This window comes from Rathayibacter sp. AY1F4 (genome assembly GCF_002931775.1).
GTDB lineage: Bacteria > Actinomycetota > Actinomycetes > Actinomycetales > Microbacteriaceae > Rathayibacter.
Window position 1 is genome coordinate 13,923 of the sequence record NZ_PSVE01000026.1, and the last position, 17,131, is coordinate 31,053.

Consider the following 17,131-nt stretch of genomic DNA (forward strand, 5'->3'; position numbering starts at 1 on the left):
CCCTGGGGAGGAGCGTTCACCCCGCCGGCCGCCGGCGGTCCCCGCCGAGCGTCCGGTCGTGCCCGCTGTCAAGCGGCTCCTCCGCGGCGGCGCCCCTGCCTAGCCTCGGAGGAGGGGGTCGGCGTGCGCCGCTCCCGGAGGGATGACGCCATGCGGATCGCGATCGTCGGGGCGACCGGCAACCTGGGGACGGCGCTGCTGCGGCGCCTGCACGGCGAGGCCGGGGTGGAGGAGATCGTGGGCATCGCCCGCCGGGCCCCTCGGCTCCGCTCGGAGGAGTACCGCGACGTGCGCTGGGTCGAGATCGACCTCGCGTCGAGCGTCGCCCCGCGGCGGCTCCGCGAGGCCTTCGCCGGCGTCGACGCCGTCGTGCACCTCGCCTGGGCGCTGCAGCCCAGCCACGACGAGCCGTTCCAGCGGCTGGTCGACGTCGGAGGCACCGCGGCCGTGCTCGAGGCGGTCGCCGCCGCGGGAGTCGGCCAGGTCGCCGTCGCCTCGTCCGTGGGTGCCTACAGCGCGGCGCCGAAGTCGATCCGGGTGACCGAGGACTGGCCCACGGGCGGTCTGCACACCTCGACCTACAGCCGCCACAAGGCCGCGAACGAGCGGCAGCTCGACGCCTTCGAGGAGCGGCACCCCGAGATCGTCGTCACACGCCTGCGCCCGGGGCTCGTCTTCCAGCGCGGAGCGGCGACGGAGATCGCCGGGCTCTTCGCCGGTCCCCACTACCCGACGCGGTGGCTGAAGGCGGTCCGGATCCCGGTCCTGCCGCTGCCGCGGAGCATCGTCTTCCAGGGCGTGCACGCCGACGACGTGGCCGACGCCTTCTGGCGCGCGCTCGACCGGCGCGCCGGCGGGGCCTTCAACATCGCGGCCGAGCCGGTCCTCACTCCGGAGCGGCTGGCGCACGCCTTCGGCGCCCGCCTGGTCACGGTGCCGTTCGGGCTGCTCCGCTCCGTCGTCACCGCGACCTGGCACCTGCGCCTGCAGCGCACCGACGCGGGCTGGCTCGACATCGCGGGCAACGTCCCGGTGATGTCGACCGAGCGCGCCCGCGCCGAGCTCGGCTGGGCGCCGACCCGCACGGCCGAGGAGGCGCTCGCCGAGCTCGTGGCCGGCCTGGCCGACCGCTCGACCGTCCCGGGCTCGCCCCCGCTCCGGGGATGATCCGGCCGGTCGTCGATCGGAGGCGAGCCCTCCCGGTCAGTCGGCGACGCGGATGAGCACCTTGCCCGTCGCGCCCTGCTCGACCGCGTCGTGGGCGGCCGCGGTCTCCTCGAGCGGGAACCAGGTCAGCGGGAGGCCCGCCTCCTCGCCCACCGGGAGCGCGCCGTCGACGAGCGCCGCGGTGATGTCCTCGGCCGCGGCCTGCAGCGCCTCCTCGCCCACGGTGTAGAGCAGCAGGCCCTGCCAGCGGGCGTTCTTCGCGAAGCTCGCGACGATCGGCACGGTGAACTCGTCGCCGTTGTTGTTCGCGTAGTACCCGATGCTGCCGTGGTTGGCGAGCACCTCGACGTCGAGCGCGGCGTTCTGAGCCGGGGCGACCTCGACCACGTGCTGGACGCCCTCGGGGGCGAGCTCGCGGATCCGGTCGGCGAGCGCGTCGTCCGGGTACTGCAGCACGTGCTGCGCGCCGGCCGCGCGGGCGAGCCGCTCCTTGGAGTCGCTGCTCACCGTCGCGATGACGGTCGCCCCGGCCCAGACCGCGAGCTGGATCGCGGCGTGCCCGACGGCTCCGGCGCCGCCGTGGACCAGGACGGTGCGGCCGGCGAGGGCGCCGGGCGCGAGGCGGGAGGGGCCGTGCTCGTGCACGGTGAGGGCGCGGTGGGCGGTCATCGCGGGGACGCCGAGGCTCGCGGCGACGTCGGTGCCGACACCCTCGGGCAGGCGCACGACGTGCTCGGCGGCGAGCACCGCCGACTCCTGCGCGGTGCCGGTGGGGCGGCGGTGCGCGGAGAGGTACATCCAGACCCGGTCGCCGACGGCCAGGCCCTCGACGCCCTCGCCCAGCGCCTCGACGACACCGGCGCCGTCCTGGTTCGGCACGACCTCGTCGAACGCGAGGTCGCCGTCGGCGCGCGCCTTCCAGTCGGTGGGATTCACGCCCGACGCCAGGACGCGGACGCGGACCTCGCCGGCGCCCGGCGCCCGCTCCTCCCGGTCGACGAGGGAGAGGACGGAGGAGTCACCGGTGCGGGAGTAGACGATCGATCGCATACGGAGGGCAAGGAGCGCGGGCGGCGGTGTATTCCCGGCGGCACGACGAAGGGCGGCGGGCCCGGAGGCCCACCGCCCTGTCAGCGCCGACGGATCAGTGCTGCACGTCCTCCTGGACGGCGTGCTTGGCCTCGCGGGCCGAGTCCTTCACGTCGTCGGTGGCGGAGGTGCCCGCCTCCTTGACGTTCTGCGCGGCGTCGGTCGCGGTCTCCTTGACGGAGGCGAAGGCCTGCTGCGCGGGCTCGCGGAGCTCGCTCGCCGCCTCCTTGGCCGCGTCGGTCACCTTGTCGACGACCGGCTGGGCCCGCTCCTTGACGCGGCTCGCCGCCTCCTTCTCCTTGCTGGAGGCGGGGATGAGCGAGGCGACGAGGAGTCCGGCGCCGAGGGCGATGAGCCCCACGGCGAACGGGTTGCCCTCGGCCTTGGCCTTCGCCGAGCCCGCACCGCTCGAGAGCGAGTCGGAGGCGTCGTGCGCCGAGCCCATCACGCGGTCGCGGACGGAGCCCACGGCCGACTTGACCTTGTCGGTCTGACGCTGCGCGATGGCGGACGGGCTGACCTTCTCGGCCAGCGCGTCGACGTCTCCGCCGAGCTCGAGGCGCGTGCGCTCGATGTCCGCCCGGATCTCCTCGGGTGTCTTGTTCTGTCCTGCGTCGTACGTCATCGTCCTGCCCCGTTCGGCTTGAGGGTGTCGGGAATCTTCTTGAGGGAGTCGATCGTCTCGGGAGCGCCGTCGACCTGCTTCAGGCTCTTGCGGCCCACCGCATAGAGGATCGCGGCCACGATCGCCCAGACGACGGCCACGACCACTCCGGACCAGCCGTTGCCGATCAGAGTGCCCAGGCCCCACCAGAGGGCGATCGAGAGGAAGAGCACGGCCATCAGCGCGGCGTAGCCCGCCCCGCCGAGGAGGCCCGCTCCCTTGCCCGCCTTGCCGGCGGACTCCTTGAGCTCGGCCTTGGCGAGGGCCATCTCCTGGCGGATCAGCGTGGAGAGGTCGCGCGAGACCTCGCCGAGCAGATCGCCCAGCGACGTCGACCCGGCCCGCTGGTCGGGCGTCTCCGTCGAGCGGTGGACGCCCGTCGGGTCGGTCACAGCCGGCCGCCGTTCGGGAAGCCGCCGTCGAGCGGGTCGGCGACGGGCTCGGTCGGCGCGTAGTCGCGCTCGAGGGAGCTCGAGCCGACGGTGCCGTAGGCGGACGCGACGGGCGCGTCGTACGCGGAGGCGTCGGAGTACGCGGTGGTGGAGGAGGGGGCGTCGAACTCGGGCCCGTCGGTGCGGGTGCTCGTCGCCTCCTTCTCGTCCTTCGCCTCGGCGGTGAGGGCGCGGATGAGGCGTCCGCCGACGAGTCCCGTCGCCGCGGCGATGAGGATGAAGGCACCCGGGCGGCGGCGGGCGAACGCGCGGACGTCGTCGAGGAGCTCGGACGGGTCGCGGTTCTCGAGCCACGAGGCCACACCCTGTACGCGGGTGGCCGCCTGGGAGACGAGCTTCGCCGCCGCGTTGTCGCTGCCGCCCTCGCCGTTGGCCAGCGCGGTCAGGTCGTCGCTGAAGGCGCGGGCGCCCTTGGCGGCGTTCTCCTTCTGGGCGTGGGCCTGCTCGGTGAGCTGGGTGCGGCTCTGGTCGTAGAGGTCCTTGACCTGGACCTTGGCCTCCTGGACCACGTTGGCGGCCTCGTCCTTGCCGGTCGAGAGCACCTCGCTCGCGGCCTGCTTGGCGTCGCCGGCGACGGCGCCGGCCTGGTCCTTGGCGGTGCCCGCGGCGGCGCTCGCCTTCTCCTTCGCGGAGTCGGCCGTGCCGCCCGAGGAGGAGCCGGAGGAGGTGTCCGTGGAGGCGACGTGCGCCCCGCTGTCGATGGGGGTCTCGGTCGCGCCGAAGTTCGCGGCGCCGTCTCCGAACGGAGGTGAAGCGGGATCGATGTTCGACATCGTCTGTCCCTTCCAGGATCGAGTGGGGAATGAAAGCGTGCCGGCGTCGCCAGTCTGTTCGGGCCCTCGAGTACCGGGAAGGGCATAGCGGCTGACCCCCTGTTGGGGCTAGCATCCCGCGCCCACGAGGGCGGGTCCCGAGGGCCCGTGGATCGACTGCTCCGCCACCGCGTCAAGCCCCTTCTGACCCGCGAACAGGGCTCCCTACCGTCGAGAGGACAGACATCGGACGTCCGCACCCGGATCCGCCCGGCTACCCCGGAAAGGCAACCTGTCATGTTCTTCCACCGTCAGGAACTCCAGTTCACGTCCACGCCCTCGAAGCCCGACGCGGTCTTCGCCCGCCGCTTCCAGGAGGTGCTCGGCGGCCAGTACGGCGAGATCACCGTGGCGATGCAGTACGGCTTCCAGGCCTGGAACGCCCACGACCCGGGCAAGTACCGGGACCTGCTCTTCGGCATCGGCGCCGAGGAGTTCGGCCACGTCGAGATGATCGCCGTGATGATCGCCCAGCTGCTCGAGAAGGCCCCGGTCGAGCAGTCCGAGGACGCGATGAAGAAGGACCCCGTGCTCGCGGCGGTCATCGGCGGCTCCGACGTGCAGCACGCCATCGTGGCCGGCGCCGGCGCGCTCCCCGTCGACAGCATGGGCAACCCGTGGCAGGGCTCCTACATCACCGCCAGCGGCAACCTGCTGGCCGACTTCACCGCCAACGCGAACGCGGAGATGCAGGGCCGACTCCAGGTCGCCGGCTCTACCACATGACCGACGACCACGGCGTGCGCGACCTCCTGTCGTTCCTCCTGGCCCGCGACACCATGCACCAGAACCAGTGGATCGCGGCGGCCGCCGAGCTGCGCGCCGAGGGCCGGGAGGACCTGCCCGTGCCCTCGAACTTCCCGATCTCGAAGGAGGAGCGCTCCGTGTCGTACGAGTACATCAACTTCTCGGACGGAGCGGCGGCCTCCGAGGGCAGCTGGGCCTCGGGCCCGACCCCGGACGGCAAGGGAGAGTTCAGCTACCGGGTCGCCGAGCCCGGCGGCAACGTCCCGATGCCCCCGCCCACGCAGCCCGACGAGCGCCTCTACGGCACCGACCCGAAGCCGAACATCGTCGAGAAGGCAGTGGGGGCCGTCAAGGACGCGGTGACGGGCAAGTGAGCGCCGCACGGGTCCTCGGGGCGCTCGGCGCCTCCGCCCTGACGATCGGCCTGCTGGCCGGCTGCACCGGCGACGCCCAGACGCCGAACCAGTCGGGGAGCGCGGTGCCCACCAGCGCCGACGACGGATCGTCGCAGACGCCCACGAACGCGCCCTCGCAGTCCGCTCCGTCCGAGTCCGCCACCCCGGCGACCTGATCCCGCGCCCGCGACCGGCCGGCACCGGTCGAGGGCGCGAATCATGGCAGTCCAGCGGGCGCCCGGGCAAGCCCCTTCCCGCTCCCAGGAAGCGGGCAGTTCCCGGCCCTACGGTCGTGCCAACGATCAGCGAAGGAGGCACCACCATGGGGCTCGATGACAAGATCAAGAACGCCGCTCAGGACATCGCCGGCAAGGCGAAGGAAGCCCTGGGCGAGCACAAGAACGACGACAGCCTGAAGGCCGAAGGCCAGAAGGACCAGGCCGCGGCCTCGGCCAAGAAGGCCGGCGAGGACGTCAAGGACGTCTTCAAGTAGGTCTCGGACGTACCGCGAAGGCGGCGCTCCCCTCGGGGGGCGCCGCCTTCGCTGTTCCCCGGCTAAGGGTGCAGGACGACCTTGATGCAGCCGTCCTCCTTCTTCTGGAAGGTCTCGTAGAGGGCCGGAGCGTCCTCGAGCGGCGCCCGGTGGGTCACGAGGTCCATCACGCCGAGCGGATCGGAGGAGTCCTCCACCAGCGGCAGCAGATCGTCGATCCAGCGCTTCACGTTGCACTGGCCCATCCGCACCGTCACCTGCTTGTCGAACATCGACTTCAGCGGCATCGGGTCGGCCTCTCCGCCGTAGACCCCGCTCAGCGAGACGGTGCCGCCGCGGCGGACCAGGTCGAGGGACGCGTGGACCGCGGCGAGGCGGTCGACGCCGACCGTGTCCATCGCCTTGCGGGCGATCGGGTCGGGCAGGAGCCCCGCCATCGACTGAGCGAACGAGCCGACCGGCGAGCCGTGCGCCTCCATGCCGACCGCGTCGACGACGGAGTCGGGGCCGCGCCCGTCCGTGAGGTCGCGCAGCTGCGCGGCGATGTCGTCGGACAGGTCGAACGTCTCCACGCCGTACCGCTCGGCCATCGCGCGCCGCTCGGCGACGGGCTCCACCGCGAGGACGCGGTAGCCGCGGTGGGCGCCGATCCGCGCCGCGAACTGGCCGACAGGGCCGAGTCCGAAGACGACCAGGGTCCCGCCGTCGGGCACCTGCGCGTACTCCACGCCCTGCCACGCGGTGGGCACGATGTCACTGAGGAAGAGGTAGCGCTCGTCCGGCAGGTCCGTGCCGACGACGATCGTGTTGTAGTCGGCCAGCGGAACGCGGAGCAGCTCGGCCTGCCCGCCGGGGACCTGGCCGTACATCTTCGTGTAGCCGAAGAGCGCCGCTCCCGAGCCGTACTCGGTGACCTGCGTCGTCTCGCACTGCGACTGCAGCCCTCGGCGGCACATGAAGCACTCGCCGCAGGCGATGGTGAAGGGCACGACGACCCGGTCGCCGGGCTTCAGGGTGGTGACTCCGGAGCCCACCTCCTCGACGACGCCCATCGGCTCGTGGCCGAGCACGTCCCCGCGGTCGATGTAGGGCCCGAGGAGGCGGTAGAGGTGCAGGTCGGAGCCGCAGATCGCGGTCGAGGTGATCCGGACGATCGCGTCGGTCGGCTGCTGGATGCGGGGGTCGGGGACGGTCTCGACCGAGACCTTCTCGATGCCCTGCCAGGTGAGTGCTCGCATGCTCGTGTCCGTTCTCCGGCTCGCGCCGGTCGGGGTCGGTGTCCCTCCACCGCACACCCGGAGGGCGCCGAGGGGGAGGGGCTTGACGCTCCCCGGAGCGTTCCCGAGGGGGATTCCCGGGAGAACGCACGGACGTGCATCCCGCGTTCACCCGACTCACGGCGGCCGAGTGGTGGGATTGGGGGATGGATGCTCTCTACACCGCCATCGCCCACGCCTCCGGTGGAGGACGCGACGGCCACGTCCGCACCGAGGACGACCGTCTCGACCTCGACACCCGCGCCCCGCAGGAGCTCGGCGGCTCCGGCGAGGGGACCAACCCCGAGCAGCTGTTCGCGGCCGGCTACTCCGCCTGCTTCCTCAGCGCCCTGCACGGAGCCGGTCGCCAGCTGAAGATCGACACGGCCGACGCGGCCGTCTCGGCCAGCGTCTCGATCGGGAAGAACGACTCCGACGGCTTCGGCCTCTCGGTCGAGCTCGACGTCTACGTGCCGAAGGCGAGCTCCGAGGACGCGCAGAAGGTCGCCGACGCGGCGCACCAGCTCTGCCCGTACTCCAACGCTACCCGCGGCAACATCCCCGTGCAGATCAACCTGGTCGACTGACCGAGCCCTCTCGACGGCCCCTCCCGGACTCCGGGCAGGGGCCGTCGTCGTGTCCGGGGGCGGTCCGTTAGGGTCGGGGCATGACCGAGGAGCTGTCGCACGAGGAGCCGTCGCACGAGGAGTCCCTGGCGCGGGCCGAGCTCGTGCAGATCCGTCAGAGCATCGACAACATCGACGCGGCGCTGATCCACCTGCTCGCCGAGCGCTTCAAGTTCACGCAGAAGGTCGGCCGGCTGAAGGCCGCGCACGGGCTGCCCGCCGCAGACCTCGAGCGCGAGGCGCGCCAGATCGCGCGGCTGCGGGCGCTCGCCGAGGAGTCGCACCTCGACCCGGCGTTCGCCGAGAAGTTCCTCGGGTTCATCGTCGCCGAGGTCATCCACCACCACCAGCGCATCGCCGACGGCGCCGAGGACTGAGGCTCAGCCCTCGATCCGCAGCAGCCCCGCCGTGCGCTCGCGCAGCACGCCGAGCAGCAGCGGGTAGTCGGGGAAGAGCTGGTCGCGCCGCAGCGTCGGCACCCGCAGCCCGAGGGGGACCTCCGTGATGCGGCCGTTCGTCTCGGTGAGGGTCAGGCGGAGGCTCCGGCTCCCCGTCGGGCTCGAGGCGACCACCGAGCGCAGGGCCTCGAGCGGGAAGATCAGCCCGTCGATCTGGATGGCCGACTCCGACACCACGATCGAGCCCGGCAGCCCGGGCCGCAGCGCCAGCCGCGCGGCGACCAGCCCGAGCGGGAGGGAGAGCGCCACGACGACCGCCCCCAGCGCGATCTGCGCGCGGTCGCCCGACGGGGATCCCGCGAGGGCGACGGCCAGGACGCCGGCGGCGAACGCCTCCGTGGCGACGACGACCAGGGCGACCGCCCGGCGCTGGAGCGGGGCGCGGTGCGGCCGGAAGCGGACGGCCGAGGCGGGCCCGGCCAGAGCGGGCGGCAGGGCGTCGCGGACGCGGGCGGCGGCGCCGAGGTCGGCGAGCAGGGTGGCGAGGTCCTCCGGGCGGAAGTGCGCGCAGCGCACTTCGACTCCGTCGCCGCGGCACCAGGCGACGAAGCCGTCGCCGTCGGCTGACTCGAGGAAGCGGACCGACCGGCGGGGCCACTGCTCGCGGCGGCGGCGGCCGCGCATCAGCACGACCTGCGTCTCGGTCGTCATCACGCGGGTGGGGGAGACGACGAAGAGCGAGACCGCCGAGGCCAGTCCGATGACGACGGTGAGGGCGAGGAGCCCGAGCGCGAGCACCGACTCGTCGAGGACGCCACGGCGGTCCGCGAGGACGGCGAACGGGATGAGCACGGCCGCGAGGCCGGCGCCGAGGAGCCGCAGGAGGAGGGCGCGGAGGCGCCGCAGGACCGATGGGCCGTACACCCGTCGCGTCCGGATCGCCATCGGTTCCGACTCCATCGCGTCAGGCTAGCCCCGGCCGGGGCCGGTCGCCCGGAGAGGCGCGTCGGTGGCGCGATCCTCGCGCCACCCGTCCCCGGTTCGGGGGAGGAGTGGCGCGAGGCGCGGCTTACGCCTCCGCGGTGCGGTGCAGGGCGCGGACCGAGACGACCCGGCGACGGGCGATCGCGGCGACGGTGAGCAGCAGCCCGAACAGCAGCCAGATCACCAGGCCGACGACGGCGCCGGCCGTGCCGTCGGTCCCCTCGACCACTCCGGACAGCGCGTTCTGCGCCGCCGAGAGCGGCAGGAACCCGAGCACGTCGTCGAACAGCCCGGGGACCGTCGAGATGATGCCCGCACCGAGCGCGATCACCGCCGCGACCATCGCGAGGAAGCGGCCGATCCCTCCGAGCAGGGCGACCAGCCCCTGGTTCACCGCGGCGAACGAGGCGCCGGTGAGCATCGCCAGGAGGGCGAAGCCGACCCAGCGGCCCGGCTCCAGGCCCGCGACCCCGCTCATCACGATCGCGACCGCGAGTCCCTGCACCACGCCGATCACGAGCGCCGGCACGTAGGAGGAGAGGGCGAGCGCCGCGGAGGATCGGGTCGAGGAGAGCGCGCGGTGCGAGAACGCCGCGAGCACCAGGAACGTCGCGAGGGCGCCCAGCCAGAGGGCGATCGTCGCGAAGAACGGGACGCTGGAGGCTCCGAACAGGTCGGTCGCGCTGCTCGCGTTCTCGACCGGGTCCGAGACGACGTCGGCGAGGTTCGTCGACTCCGACTCGGTGTAGGTCGGGAGCTGCGCGACCGCGGCGTCGAGGCCGGTCGCGAGCGTGCGGGTGCCGTCGGCGAGCTGCACGGCGCCGTCCGAGACCCCGCTCGCGCCGTCGGCGAGCTGGTCGGCTCCGTCGGCGGCGGAGGAGGCTCCCGTGGCGAGGTCGGCGGCGCCGCCCGCGGCGGTGGTCGCGCCGGTCGCGAGGTCGCGGGCGCCGGCCGCGGCGGTGGTGGCGCCGGTCGCGAGCTGCGCCGACCCGGCCGCCGTGGTGTCGAGGCCGTCGGCGAGCTGGGACGCTCCGCCCGCGGCGTCGTCCGCGCCGTCGGCGAGCTGCGTCAGGCCGCCGGACAGCTGTCCGATGCCCCCCGAGAGAGTGCGCGCGCCGGTGGCGGACTGCCCGACCGCGTCGATCAGCGAGGGCTGCCCGTCGCCGCCGAGGCGGATGCCTGCGTCGATCCCGGCGACGGCTCCCGCGGTCGTCGTGGCGAGGGTGGTCGCGCCGGTGGGTCCGTCTGCCGAGGCGATGACGGCGCGCGCGGCGAGGCACTGCGTCGTCTCGCAGCCCTCGAGCGCGGCGCTGAGCGCCTCGAAGGTCCCCGCGGTGGCGGCGGCGGCGCCGGCGCTGAGGGCGGCGACCTGCTGGGTCCCGTCGCCGGTCCTCACCACTCCCTCCCTCAGTTGGTCGAGTCCGTCGGCCAGGTCGGAGGCGCCGCCCTGCAGCGCGGTCGCCCCGGTCGCCGAGTCGCGGGCGCCCGTCGCGAGCTGTCCCACTCCGCCGGAGAGGCCGCGCGCACCGGTGGCCAGCTGCGCGACTCCGCCGGAGAGATCGGAGGCCCCGGTGCCCAGCTGCCCCACGCCGTCGGCGAGGGACGAGGCTCCGGTGCCGATCTGCCCGACGCCGTCCGAGAGCGAGGAGGCGCCGGTGGCGAGCTCGTCGATCCCGTCGGCGAGGCTGCTCGTGCCGTCGGCGAGGGTGGAGGCGCCGGTGCCGAGCTGGTCGGCGCCGTCGGCGAGCGTGCCCGCGCCCTCGGCCGCCTGGCCGATCTGCTCGTTGAGGGTGTTGAAGCCGACGTAGACGTTCTCGAGGTAGGCCGTCGTCAGCTGCGTGTTGAGCAGCGAGGTGGCGGTGCTGGTCACGGTGGCCGAGACGGCGTCGTCGACGAGCTTGGCCTTCTCGCTGGTGGCGATGTCGATGGTCGCCTTCGTCGCCTCCGCGGCGTCGCCGGAGTACGAGGTGGCGGCGGCGGAGAAGGAGGAGGGGATCGTCACGACGGTCGCGTAGCTGCCGTCGGCGAGGCCCTTCGCGGCGTCGTCCTTGTCCGTGAGGACCCAGGTGAAGTTGCCCGTCGAGTCCGAGCCGGAGACGTTGGGCACCGGGGTCGTGCTCGCGGACGGCGTCGCGCTCGCCGAGGGGGTGGAGGAGGGGGCGTCCGAGCTCGCGGAGTCGGTGCCACCCGTCACCAGGCCGGCCGCGAGCTGGCGCCCGAGCGGCACGGTCTGCCCGTTGATCTCGACCGGGGTGTCCTCGTTGACCACGGCGGCCGTGATCGTGTCGAGTCGCTCGGTCGGGTTCCACAGCGCCCACACCAGGAGGCCGCCGATGACGAGGGGGACCAGGACGATCCCGAGAAGGGTCAGCCAGGACACCTTCTTGACGCCGCGGGGGCGTTCGAGGGAGAGGAGAGCCATCTGTCAGAGGACCTTTGCGATCGCGCGGCGCTCGGCCGCGGGCGAGACCGCGAGCACGCCGCGGTCGGAGGGGAGGAGGTCGTCGAGCGCCTCGGCGTCGACGGAGGAGGCGACCACGGTGAACGCGTCGTCGGCGGCGCGGGCGGCGTCGAGCTCGGCCCGGATCGCGCCGCGCAGCTGCGGGTCGGTGACCGTGTCGAGGTCGTCGAGCACCAGGATCGGCGGGGCCGACTCCAGGGCCGACCGGACGTCGGCGACGGGGTCGGCGGCTCCGGCGAGGCGCACCAGCCCGACCCGGCCGCGCACGGCGGCGGAGCGGATCGGCACGACAAGGCCCGCGACCTTCAGGCGCCCGGAGTCGGGGGCGAGCCGGCCGGCGATGCTCAGCAGCAGCGCGGTGCGGCCGGAGCGGTGCGGCCCGTGGACCACGAGGGAGGAGCCGGGAGCGACCCGCAGCGAGACGCCGCTGTAGACGGGACCGTCGGGTCCGTCGAGGCGGAGGTCCTCGGCCGCGATCACGTCCGTGGATCCGGGCTCCGGCCAGTCGGCCAGCGCGAGCTCCTTCGTGAGGCCCTCGCCCTCGACGTCGAAGGACGGCAGGACGCGGTCGAGCCAGCGCGGCATGTGCCAGGCGCGGTCGCCGAGCAGGTGCAGCACGGCGGGCACCAGCGTCATCCGCACGATGAACGCGTCGACGAAGACGCCCACGGCGAGCCCGAGCGCGATCGGCTTGATGTTGGTGTCCCCCTCCGGCACGAAGGCGGCGAAGACCGAGAACATGATGACCGCTGCGGCCGTGACCACCTTGGCCGAGCCGACGAAGCCCGACTCGACGGCGGCGCGCGCCGGCCTCCCGTGCACGTAGTCCTCGCGCATCCGCGAGACGAGGAACACCTCGTAGTCCATCGCGAGGCCGAAGAGCACGCCCATCAGGATGATCGGCATGAAGCTGATGATCGGGCCCGTCTTGTCGACGTGCAGAGCGTCCGAGAACCATCCCCACTCGAACACCGCCGCCACGGCGCCGAAGGACGCGCCGACCGACAGCAGGTAGCCCAGCGTCGCCTTGATCGGCACCCAGAGCGAGCGGAACACCATCGTCAGCAGCACCAGCGACAGGCCCACGACGAGCAGGCCGAACGGCAGGAGGGCTTTGGCGAGCGTGTCCGAGATGTCGATCCCGACCGCGGTCTGGCCGGTCACCGCGAGGTCGACGCCGTACTCCTGCTGGAAGTAGCCGTGCTTGTCGCGGATCTCGGCGACCAGCGCCTTGGTGGCCTCGGAATCGGGGCCGCCCTCCGGGATCACCTGGATGATGCCGGTGTCGGCGGTCTCGTTGGGCGTCGCGAGCGGCACCGAGGCGACTCCGTCGAGCTTCTCGATCTCGCCCTTGAGGTCGTCCATCAGGCCGAGCGGATCGGTCGAGCCGATGATCGTGCCGGTGACGATGAGCGGGCCGTTGTAGCCGGCGCCGAAGTTCTCGGCGAGCAGGTCGTAGGTGGTGCGCGCGGGAGTGCCCTCGGCCTGGTAGCCGGCGTCCGGCAGAGCGAGGCGGAGGCTGAGCGCCGGGATGCTCGCGACGCCGAGCACGCCGATCACCGCGATGATCGTCACGATCGGGAAGCGCGTGACGACCCGGACCCAGCCGCGGAAGAACCCGCGCGGGACCTCGGCGTGCACGTGGCCGCCGGGGGAGGCGGTCGCCGCCTCCTCGTGCGCCTCGGTGTCGACGTGGGTGCCCGCGGCGGCGGCGGCCTTCGCGGCCTTCTTCTTGGCCCGGCGCTCCTTGGGGCGCAGCCGCGCGCCGGCGAAGCCGAGGAGGGCGGGGGTCAGGGTGAGCGCGATGACCACGGCGATCGCGACTCCGCCCGCCGCTGCGACGCCCATCGTGGTGAGGAACGGGATGCCCGCGACCGAGAGGCCGACGAGCGCGATGATCACGGTCAGGCCCGCGAAGACGACGGCGGAGCCCGCGGTCGCGGTCGCCCGCGCGGTCGACTCCTCCGGGTCCATGCCCTGCTTCAGCTGGTCCTGGTGGCGGCTGATGATGAAGAGGGCGTAGTCGATGCCGACCGCCAGGCCCAGCATCAGCGCCAGGAGCGGCGTGGTCGAGGAGATCGAGGCGAAGCGGGTGGCGATGAAGATGGCCGACATCGAGAGGGCGACGCCGAGCAGCGCGGTGACCAGCGGCATGCCGGCGGCCAGGAACGAGCCGAAGGTGAGCACGAGGACGACGAGGGCGACCACGAGGCCGATCGCCTCCGTGATGGTCACGCCGGGGAGGTTCTGGGCGAAGAGGTCGCCGCCGAGCGAGACCACGGAGCCGGCGGGCAGCGCGTCCTGGAGGGTCGTCGCCTCGGCCTTCAGCGCGTCGCGGCTCTCGGGGCTCGTGGTGGTGGCGGAGCCGTCCATCTGGGCGGTGATGACGAGGGCGTTCCCGGCGTCGGAGATCGTGCCGGAGACGCTGTCGGAGTAGGGGTCCGTGACGGCCGCGACCTCGTCGACGTCGCCGAGCGCGGCGACCGCGTCACTGACGGGGCCCTTCACGTCGGCGTCCTGGACGCTGCCTCCGTCGGGCGCGACGACCACGTACCGCGCGGACGTGCCGCTGACCTGGGGGAAGGTGCGCTCGAGCTGGTCGAGGGCGGTCTGCGACTGCGTGCCCGGGATGGAGAACGTGTTGTCGGTGCCCTGGTTGAGCAGCAGCGCCCCTCCTCCGCCCGCGACCACGATCAGCAGCCACAGGACGGCGACGAGGCGGTGGGCGCGGTACACGCGACGACCGAGACGGTAGAGCAGCGACGACACGCGGTCTCCTGACGATGGGTGGGGAGGATGGCGATACGTCTCTGTACCAGGGCGGAGCCGGGCTCCGATACACGAGCGTATCCGATACAGGACCGTATTCGATACGTGAATGTATCGGATAAGGTGAACGGCGTCGAAGGTGTTGACAGGGCGGGCAGGAGGCTGGTGATGACGGCGATCGACTCCACCCCTCCCGAGACCTCCCGCCGCGGCCGCACCCGCGAGCGCCTGCTCGACGCGGCCTACGACGTCTTCGCCGAGACCGGCGTGCACAGCGCGTCCGTCGAGCAGATCTGCGAGCGCGCCGGGTTCTCGCGCGGCGCCTTCTACTCCAACTTCTCCAGCAAGGAGGAGCTGTTCTTCGCGCTCATGGAGCGGGAGAACGGCGCCCGGGTGACCGCCCTCGTCGAGCAGATGGACCGCACGATCCCGCGCGTCGTCTCGGTCGACGAGCCGCTGACGGCCGAGACGCTGGCCGTGGTCATCCTCGACTTCCTCCAGGGTCCTGCCACCGACAACCGCCGCTGGTGCGTGGTCGAGTCGGAGTTCGAGCTGCTCGCGCTCCGCGACCCGCGGATCGCTCCGCAGTACCGCGACTTCCGCGCCGGCTTCGACGCCTCGCTCGTGCAGATCGTGCACGGGGCGCTGCGCCAGGTGCGCCGCGAGTTCTCCCTCGAGCCGACGACCGCCGTGCGCCTGCTGGTGGCGGGCTACGACGACGCGGTCAAGCAGTCGATCCTCGAGGACGAGTCGGAGCCCGAGTCGCTCGAGCGCCTCCGGGCGACGCTGACGGCGATCGTCCTCGCGATCTCGTCCGCCGACGCCTGAGCCGGGCCGGCTCTCGCGACGGCGGCCGCCGTGCCCGACGGCCGGCTCCGCACCCGGCGGCCGAGCGGCCGCTGGGGAGTGCCGGGTCCGGTCCCCGCTCCTCCGCCCGCGCGACGAGGATGGACCCATGGAACTGCGACAGCTCGAACACTTCCTCGCCGTCGCGAAGGAGCAGCACTTCACCCGCGCCGCGAGCGCCCTGCAGATCTCGCAGTCGGGCCTCTCAGCGTCGATCCGCGCGCTCGAGAGCGAGCTGGGCAGCCCCCTCTTCACCCGCAGCACGCGCCGGGTCGAGCTGACGCCGGCCGGCCGGGCGATGCTCGCGGAGTCGGAGCGCTCGGTCGCCAGCGCGCTCGCCGCCCGCGACGCGGTTCTCGCCGTGCAGGGGGTGCTCCGCGGGAGCCTCGCGGTCGGCACGGAGGAGTGCCTCGGCGGCGTGCACCTGCCGCGCGAGCTCGCGACCTTCCGCGAGCAGCACCCGGGAGTCGCGCTCCGGCTGATCCACGAGGGGTCCGGCACGCTGCTCGACTCCGTCGCCGCCGGCCGCCTCGACCTGGCGCTGGTCGCCGACATCGGAGCCGTGCCGGGCGGCGTGCGGACGATGCCGCTGGCGAGCGAGGGCTTCGCGGTGCTCGTGCGCCCGGGTCACCCGCTCGCGAGCCGCGTCGGCTGCCGCATCCCGGACCTGGCGGGCGAGACGATCGTGGGGCTGCAGGAGCACTGGGCGGCGAGTCACCTCGCCGCGCGGGCGTTCGCGGCGCACGGCCTCGCGTTCGAGGTCGAGCTCGAGGTGAACGACGTGCACACGCTGCTCGACCTGGTCGAGTACGGCATGGGGATCGCGGTCGTGCCGGCGCACTTCGCCGAGAAGCGCCCGGCCGGGCTGCGGGCGGTGGCGCTCGCCGATCCGCTCCTGGTGTGGCGGACGATGGTGGCGGTGCCGGAACGGCCGAGCGCCGCGGCCCGCGCGTTCGTCTCGGCCCTCCCGCAGCCGCTGCAGGACGCGGTCTGAGTCGGAACGCGCTCGCAACGGAGGAGGGACCAGCACCGAGATCCCGCGATCCGCGTCGGACCGGTGCCTCGACCGGATCCCTCCTCCGTCCTGAACGGGCTCAGTCGAGCGAGGCCAGCTCCTCGGGCGTGAGCTCCAGGTCGGCCGCCGTGGCGGAGTCGCGGATGCTCTCGGGGCGGGAGGCGCCCGGGATCGGCAGCACGACCGGGGCCTTCGCCAGCTCCCAGGCGAGGCAGACGACCTGCGGCGTCACGCCGCGGGCCTCGGCGACCGCCGCGAACGCGGAGTAGCGCGAGCCGAGCTCGCCCGCCGAGGAGATGCCGCCGAGCGGGCTCCACGGCAGGAACGCCAGTCCGAGCTCGGCGCAGAGCTCGAGCTCCGGCTCGCTGGAGCGGAACGACGGCGAGAACTGGTTCTGCACCGAGACCAGGCGCTCGCCGAGGATGCCGTGCGCCTCGCGGATCTGGTCCGGGTCGGCGTTCGAGATGCCCGCGCGGAGGACGACGCCCTCGTCGAGCAGCTCGGCCAGCGCTCCGATCGAGTCGGCGTAGGGGACCGCCGGGTCGGGCCGGTGGTACTGGTAGAGGCCGATCGCGTCGACGCCGAGGCGCTTCGCGGACGCGCGAGCCGCCTCCTTGAGGTACTCGGGGCGGCCGTCCTGATCCCAGGGGCCGGGCTCGCGGCGCAGGTGGCCGCCCTTGGTGGCGACGAGCACGGCGGAGGTGTCGCCGCCGTAGCTGCGCAGCGCCTCCGCGATCAGCAGCTCGTTGTGGCCGAGGTCGTCCTGGGTGGCGAGGTGGTAGGCGTCGGCCGTGTCGATCAGGGTCACGCCGGCGTCGAGGGCGGCGTGGATCGTGGCGATCGAGCGCTCGCGGTCCGGGCGGCCCTCGATCGACATCGGCATGCCGCCGAGTCCGATCGCGCCGACCTGGAGGTCGCCGAGAGTGCGCTGCTTCATGAATGCTCCTTCGCAGTGGG

Annotated in this window: 16 protein-coding genes and 1 pseudogene; 8 read left to right on the forward strand and 9 right to left on the reverse strand. The window is 73.3% G+C overall.

Translation table 11 applies throughout. The annotated features are described in order from the left end of the window. Window positions 1-150 precede the first annotated feature (150 nt). Window positions 151-1,167 (forward strand): NAD-dependent epimerase/dehydratase family protein, encoded by a 1,017-nt coding sequence (locus C5C59_RS14515; protein WP_104222770.1) that lies wholly within the window; start codon window positions 151-153, stop codon window positions 1,165-1,167. 36 nt (window positions 1,168-1,203) lie between these two features. Here the strand turns inward: C5C59_RS14515 and C5C59_RS14520 are convergent, their stop codons facing one another. From C5C59_RS14520 to C5C59_RS17635, 4 genes are all read right to left on the reverse strand, one after another. After that, entirely contained in the window at window positions 1,204-2,217 is a 1,014-nt protein-coding gene (locus tag C5C59_RS14520; RefSeq protein WP_104239326.1) for an NADPH:quinone reductase, read from the reverse strand. Window positions 2,218-2,311: 94 nt separating this feature from the next. Then, window positions 2,312-2,881 (reverse strand): DUF3618 domain-containing protein, encoded by a 570-nt coding sequence (locus C5C59_RS14525; RefSeq protein WP_104239327.1) that lies wholly within the window; start codon window positions 2,879-2,881, stop codon window positions 2,312-2,314. Continuing rightward, window positions 2,878-3,312 carry a phage holin family protein gene (locus tag C5C59_RS17630; RefSeq protein WP_104239328.1) on the reverse strand — a complete coding sequence of 145 codons (435 nt, stop codon included), beginning with the start codon at window positions 3,310-3,312 and terminating at the stop codon, window positions 2,878-2,880. The genes C5C59_RS14525 and C5C59_RS17630 overlap by 4 nt, the downstream gene beginning before the upstream one ends. Further along, the gene (locus C5C59_RS17635; RefSeq protein ID WP_104239329.1) at window positions 3,309-4,145 is read right to left on the reverse strand and encodes a hypothetical protein; all 837 of its coding nucleotides are present in this window, start codon (window positions 4,143-4,145) and stop codon (window positions 3,309-3,311) included. Before C5C59_RS17635 ends, C5C59_RS17630 begins: the two co-directional genes overlap by 4 nt. Window positions 4,146-4,421: 276 nt before the next feature. Between C5C59_RS17635 and C5C59_RS14540 the strand changes: the two are divergent. From C5C59_RS14540 to C5C59_RS14550, 3 genes and pseudogenes are all read left to right on the forward strand, one after another. Further along, window positions 4,422-5,305, forward strand: a pseudogene (locus C5C59_RS14540) (manganese catalase family protein). Next, the gene (locus C5C59_RS14545) at window positions 5,302-5,502 is read left to right on the forward strand and encodes a hypothetical protein (protein WP_104239330.1); all 201 of its coding nucleotides are present in this window, start codon (window positions 5,302-5,304) and stop codon (window positions 5,500-5,502) included. The pseudogene C5C59_RS14540 and the gene C5C59_RS14545 overlap by 4 nt, the downstream one beginning before the upstream one ends. A gap of 146 nt (window positions 5,503-5,648) precedes the next feature. Further along, window positions 5,649-5,819 (forward strand): CsbD family protein, encoded by a 171-nt coding sequence (locus tag C5C59_RS14550; protein ID WP_104239331.1) that lies wholly within the window; start codon window positions 5,649-5,651, stop codon window positions 5,817-5,819. Window positions 5,820-5,881: 62 nt separating this feature from the next. On the opposite strand, the gene C5C59_RS14555 is transcribed toward C5C59_RS14550, so the two are convergent. Then, window positions 5,882-7,057, reverse strand: coding sequence for a zinc-dependent alcohol dehydrogenase (locus C5C59_RS14555; RefSeq protein ID WP_104222762.1), 1,176 nt, complete (start codon window positions 7,055-7,057; stop codon window positions 5,882-5,884). Window positions 7,058-7,242: 185 nt separating this feature from the next. Here C5C59_RS14555 and C5C59_RS14560 point away from each other — a divergent pair, with 185 nt between their 5' ends. Together C5C59_RS14560 and C5C59_RS14565 are read left to right on the forward strand one after the other, a co-directional pair. After that, a complete protein-coding gene (locus C5C59_RS14560; RefSeq protein WP_104239332.1) occupies window positions 7,243-7,662 on the forward strand; it encodes an organic hydroperoxide resistance protein in 420 nt (139 codons plus the stop codon). A gap of 80 nt (window positions 7,663-7,742) precedes the next feature. Next, window positions 7,743-8,078 carry a chorismate mutase gene (locus C5C59_RS14565; protein ID WP_104222760.1) on the forward strand — a complete coding sequence of 112 codons (336 nt, stop codon included), beginning with the start codon at window positions 7,743-7,745 and terminating at the stop codon, window positions 8,076-8,078. Window positions 8,079-8,081: 3 nt separating this feature from the next. Here the strand turns inward: C5C59_RS14565 and C5C59_RS14570 are convergent, their stop codons facing one another. The 3 genes from C5C59_RS14570 to C5C59_RS14580 all read right to left on the reverse strand — a co-directional run bounded on the left by C5C59_RS14570 (window position 8,082) and on the right by C5C59_RS14580 (window position 14,313). Next, window positions 8,082-9,059: a hypothetical protein gene (locus C5C59_RS14570; RefSeq protein ID WP_146082879.1), complete on the reverse strand. Its 978-nt coding sequence runs from the start codon at window positions 9,057-9,059 to the stop codon at window positions 8,082-8,084. 109 nt (window positions 9,060-9,168) lie between these two features. Beyond that, window positions 9,169-11,505: a YhgE/Pip domain-containing protein gene (locus C5C59_RS14575; RefSeq protein ID WP_104251302.1), complete on the reverse strand. Its 2,337-nt coding sequence runs from the start codon at window positions 11,503-11,505 to the stop codon at window positions 9,169-9,171. A gap of 3 nt (window positions 11,506-11,508) precedes the next feature. After that, complete coding sequence (locus tag C5C59_RS14580) at window positions 11,509-14,313, reverse strand: MMPL family transporter (protein WP_104239444.1); 2,805 nt, start codon at window positions 14,311-14,313, stop codon at window positions 11,509-11,511. Between the two features lie 168 nt (window positions 14,314-14,481). Here C5C59_RS14580 and C5C59_RS14585 point away from each other — a divergent pair, with 168 nt between their 5' ends. Both C5C59_RS14585 and C5C59_RS14590 read left to right on the forward strand, forming a co-directional pair. Beyond that, window positions 14,482-15,141, forward strand: coding sequence for a TetR/AcrR family transcriptional regulator (locus tag C5C59_RS14585; RefSeq protein WP_181127774.1), 660 nt, complete (start codon window positions 14,482-14,484; stop codon window positions 15,139-15,141). A gap of 127 nt (window positions 15,142-15,268) precedes the next feature. Then, window positions 15,269-16,153 carry a LysR family transcriptional regulator gene (locus C5C59_RS14590; protein ID WP_104222755.1) on the forward strand — a complete coding sequence of 295 codons (885 nt, stop codon included), beginning with the start codon at window positions 15,269-15,271 and terminating at the stop codon, window positions 16,151-16,153. A 100-nt stretch (window positions 16,154-16,253) separates the two neighbouring features. Here C5C59_RS14590 and C5C59_RS14595 read toward each other — a convergent pair whose 3' ends face one another. Beyond that, window positions 16,254-17,111, reverse strand: a complete 858-nt coding sequence (locus C5C59_RS14595) for an aldo/keto reductase (RefSeq protein WP_104239446.1) — start codon at window positions 17,109-17,111, stop codon at window positions 16,254-16,256. Window positions 17,112-17,131 lie beyond the last annotated feature (20 nt).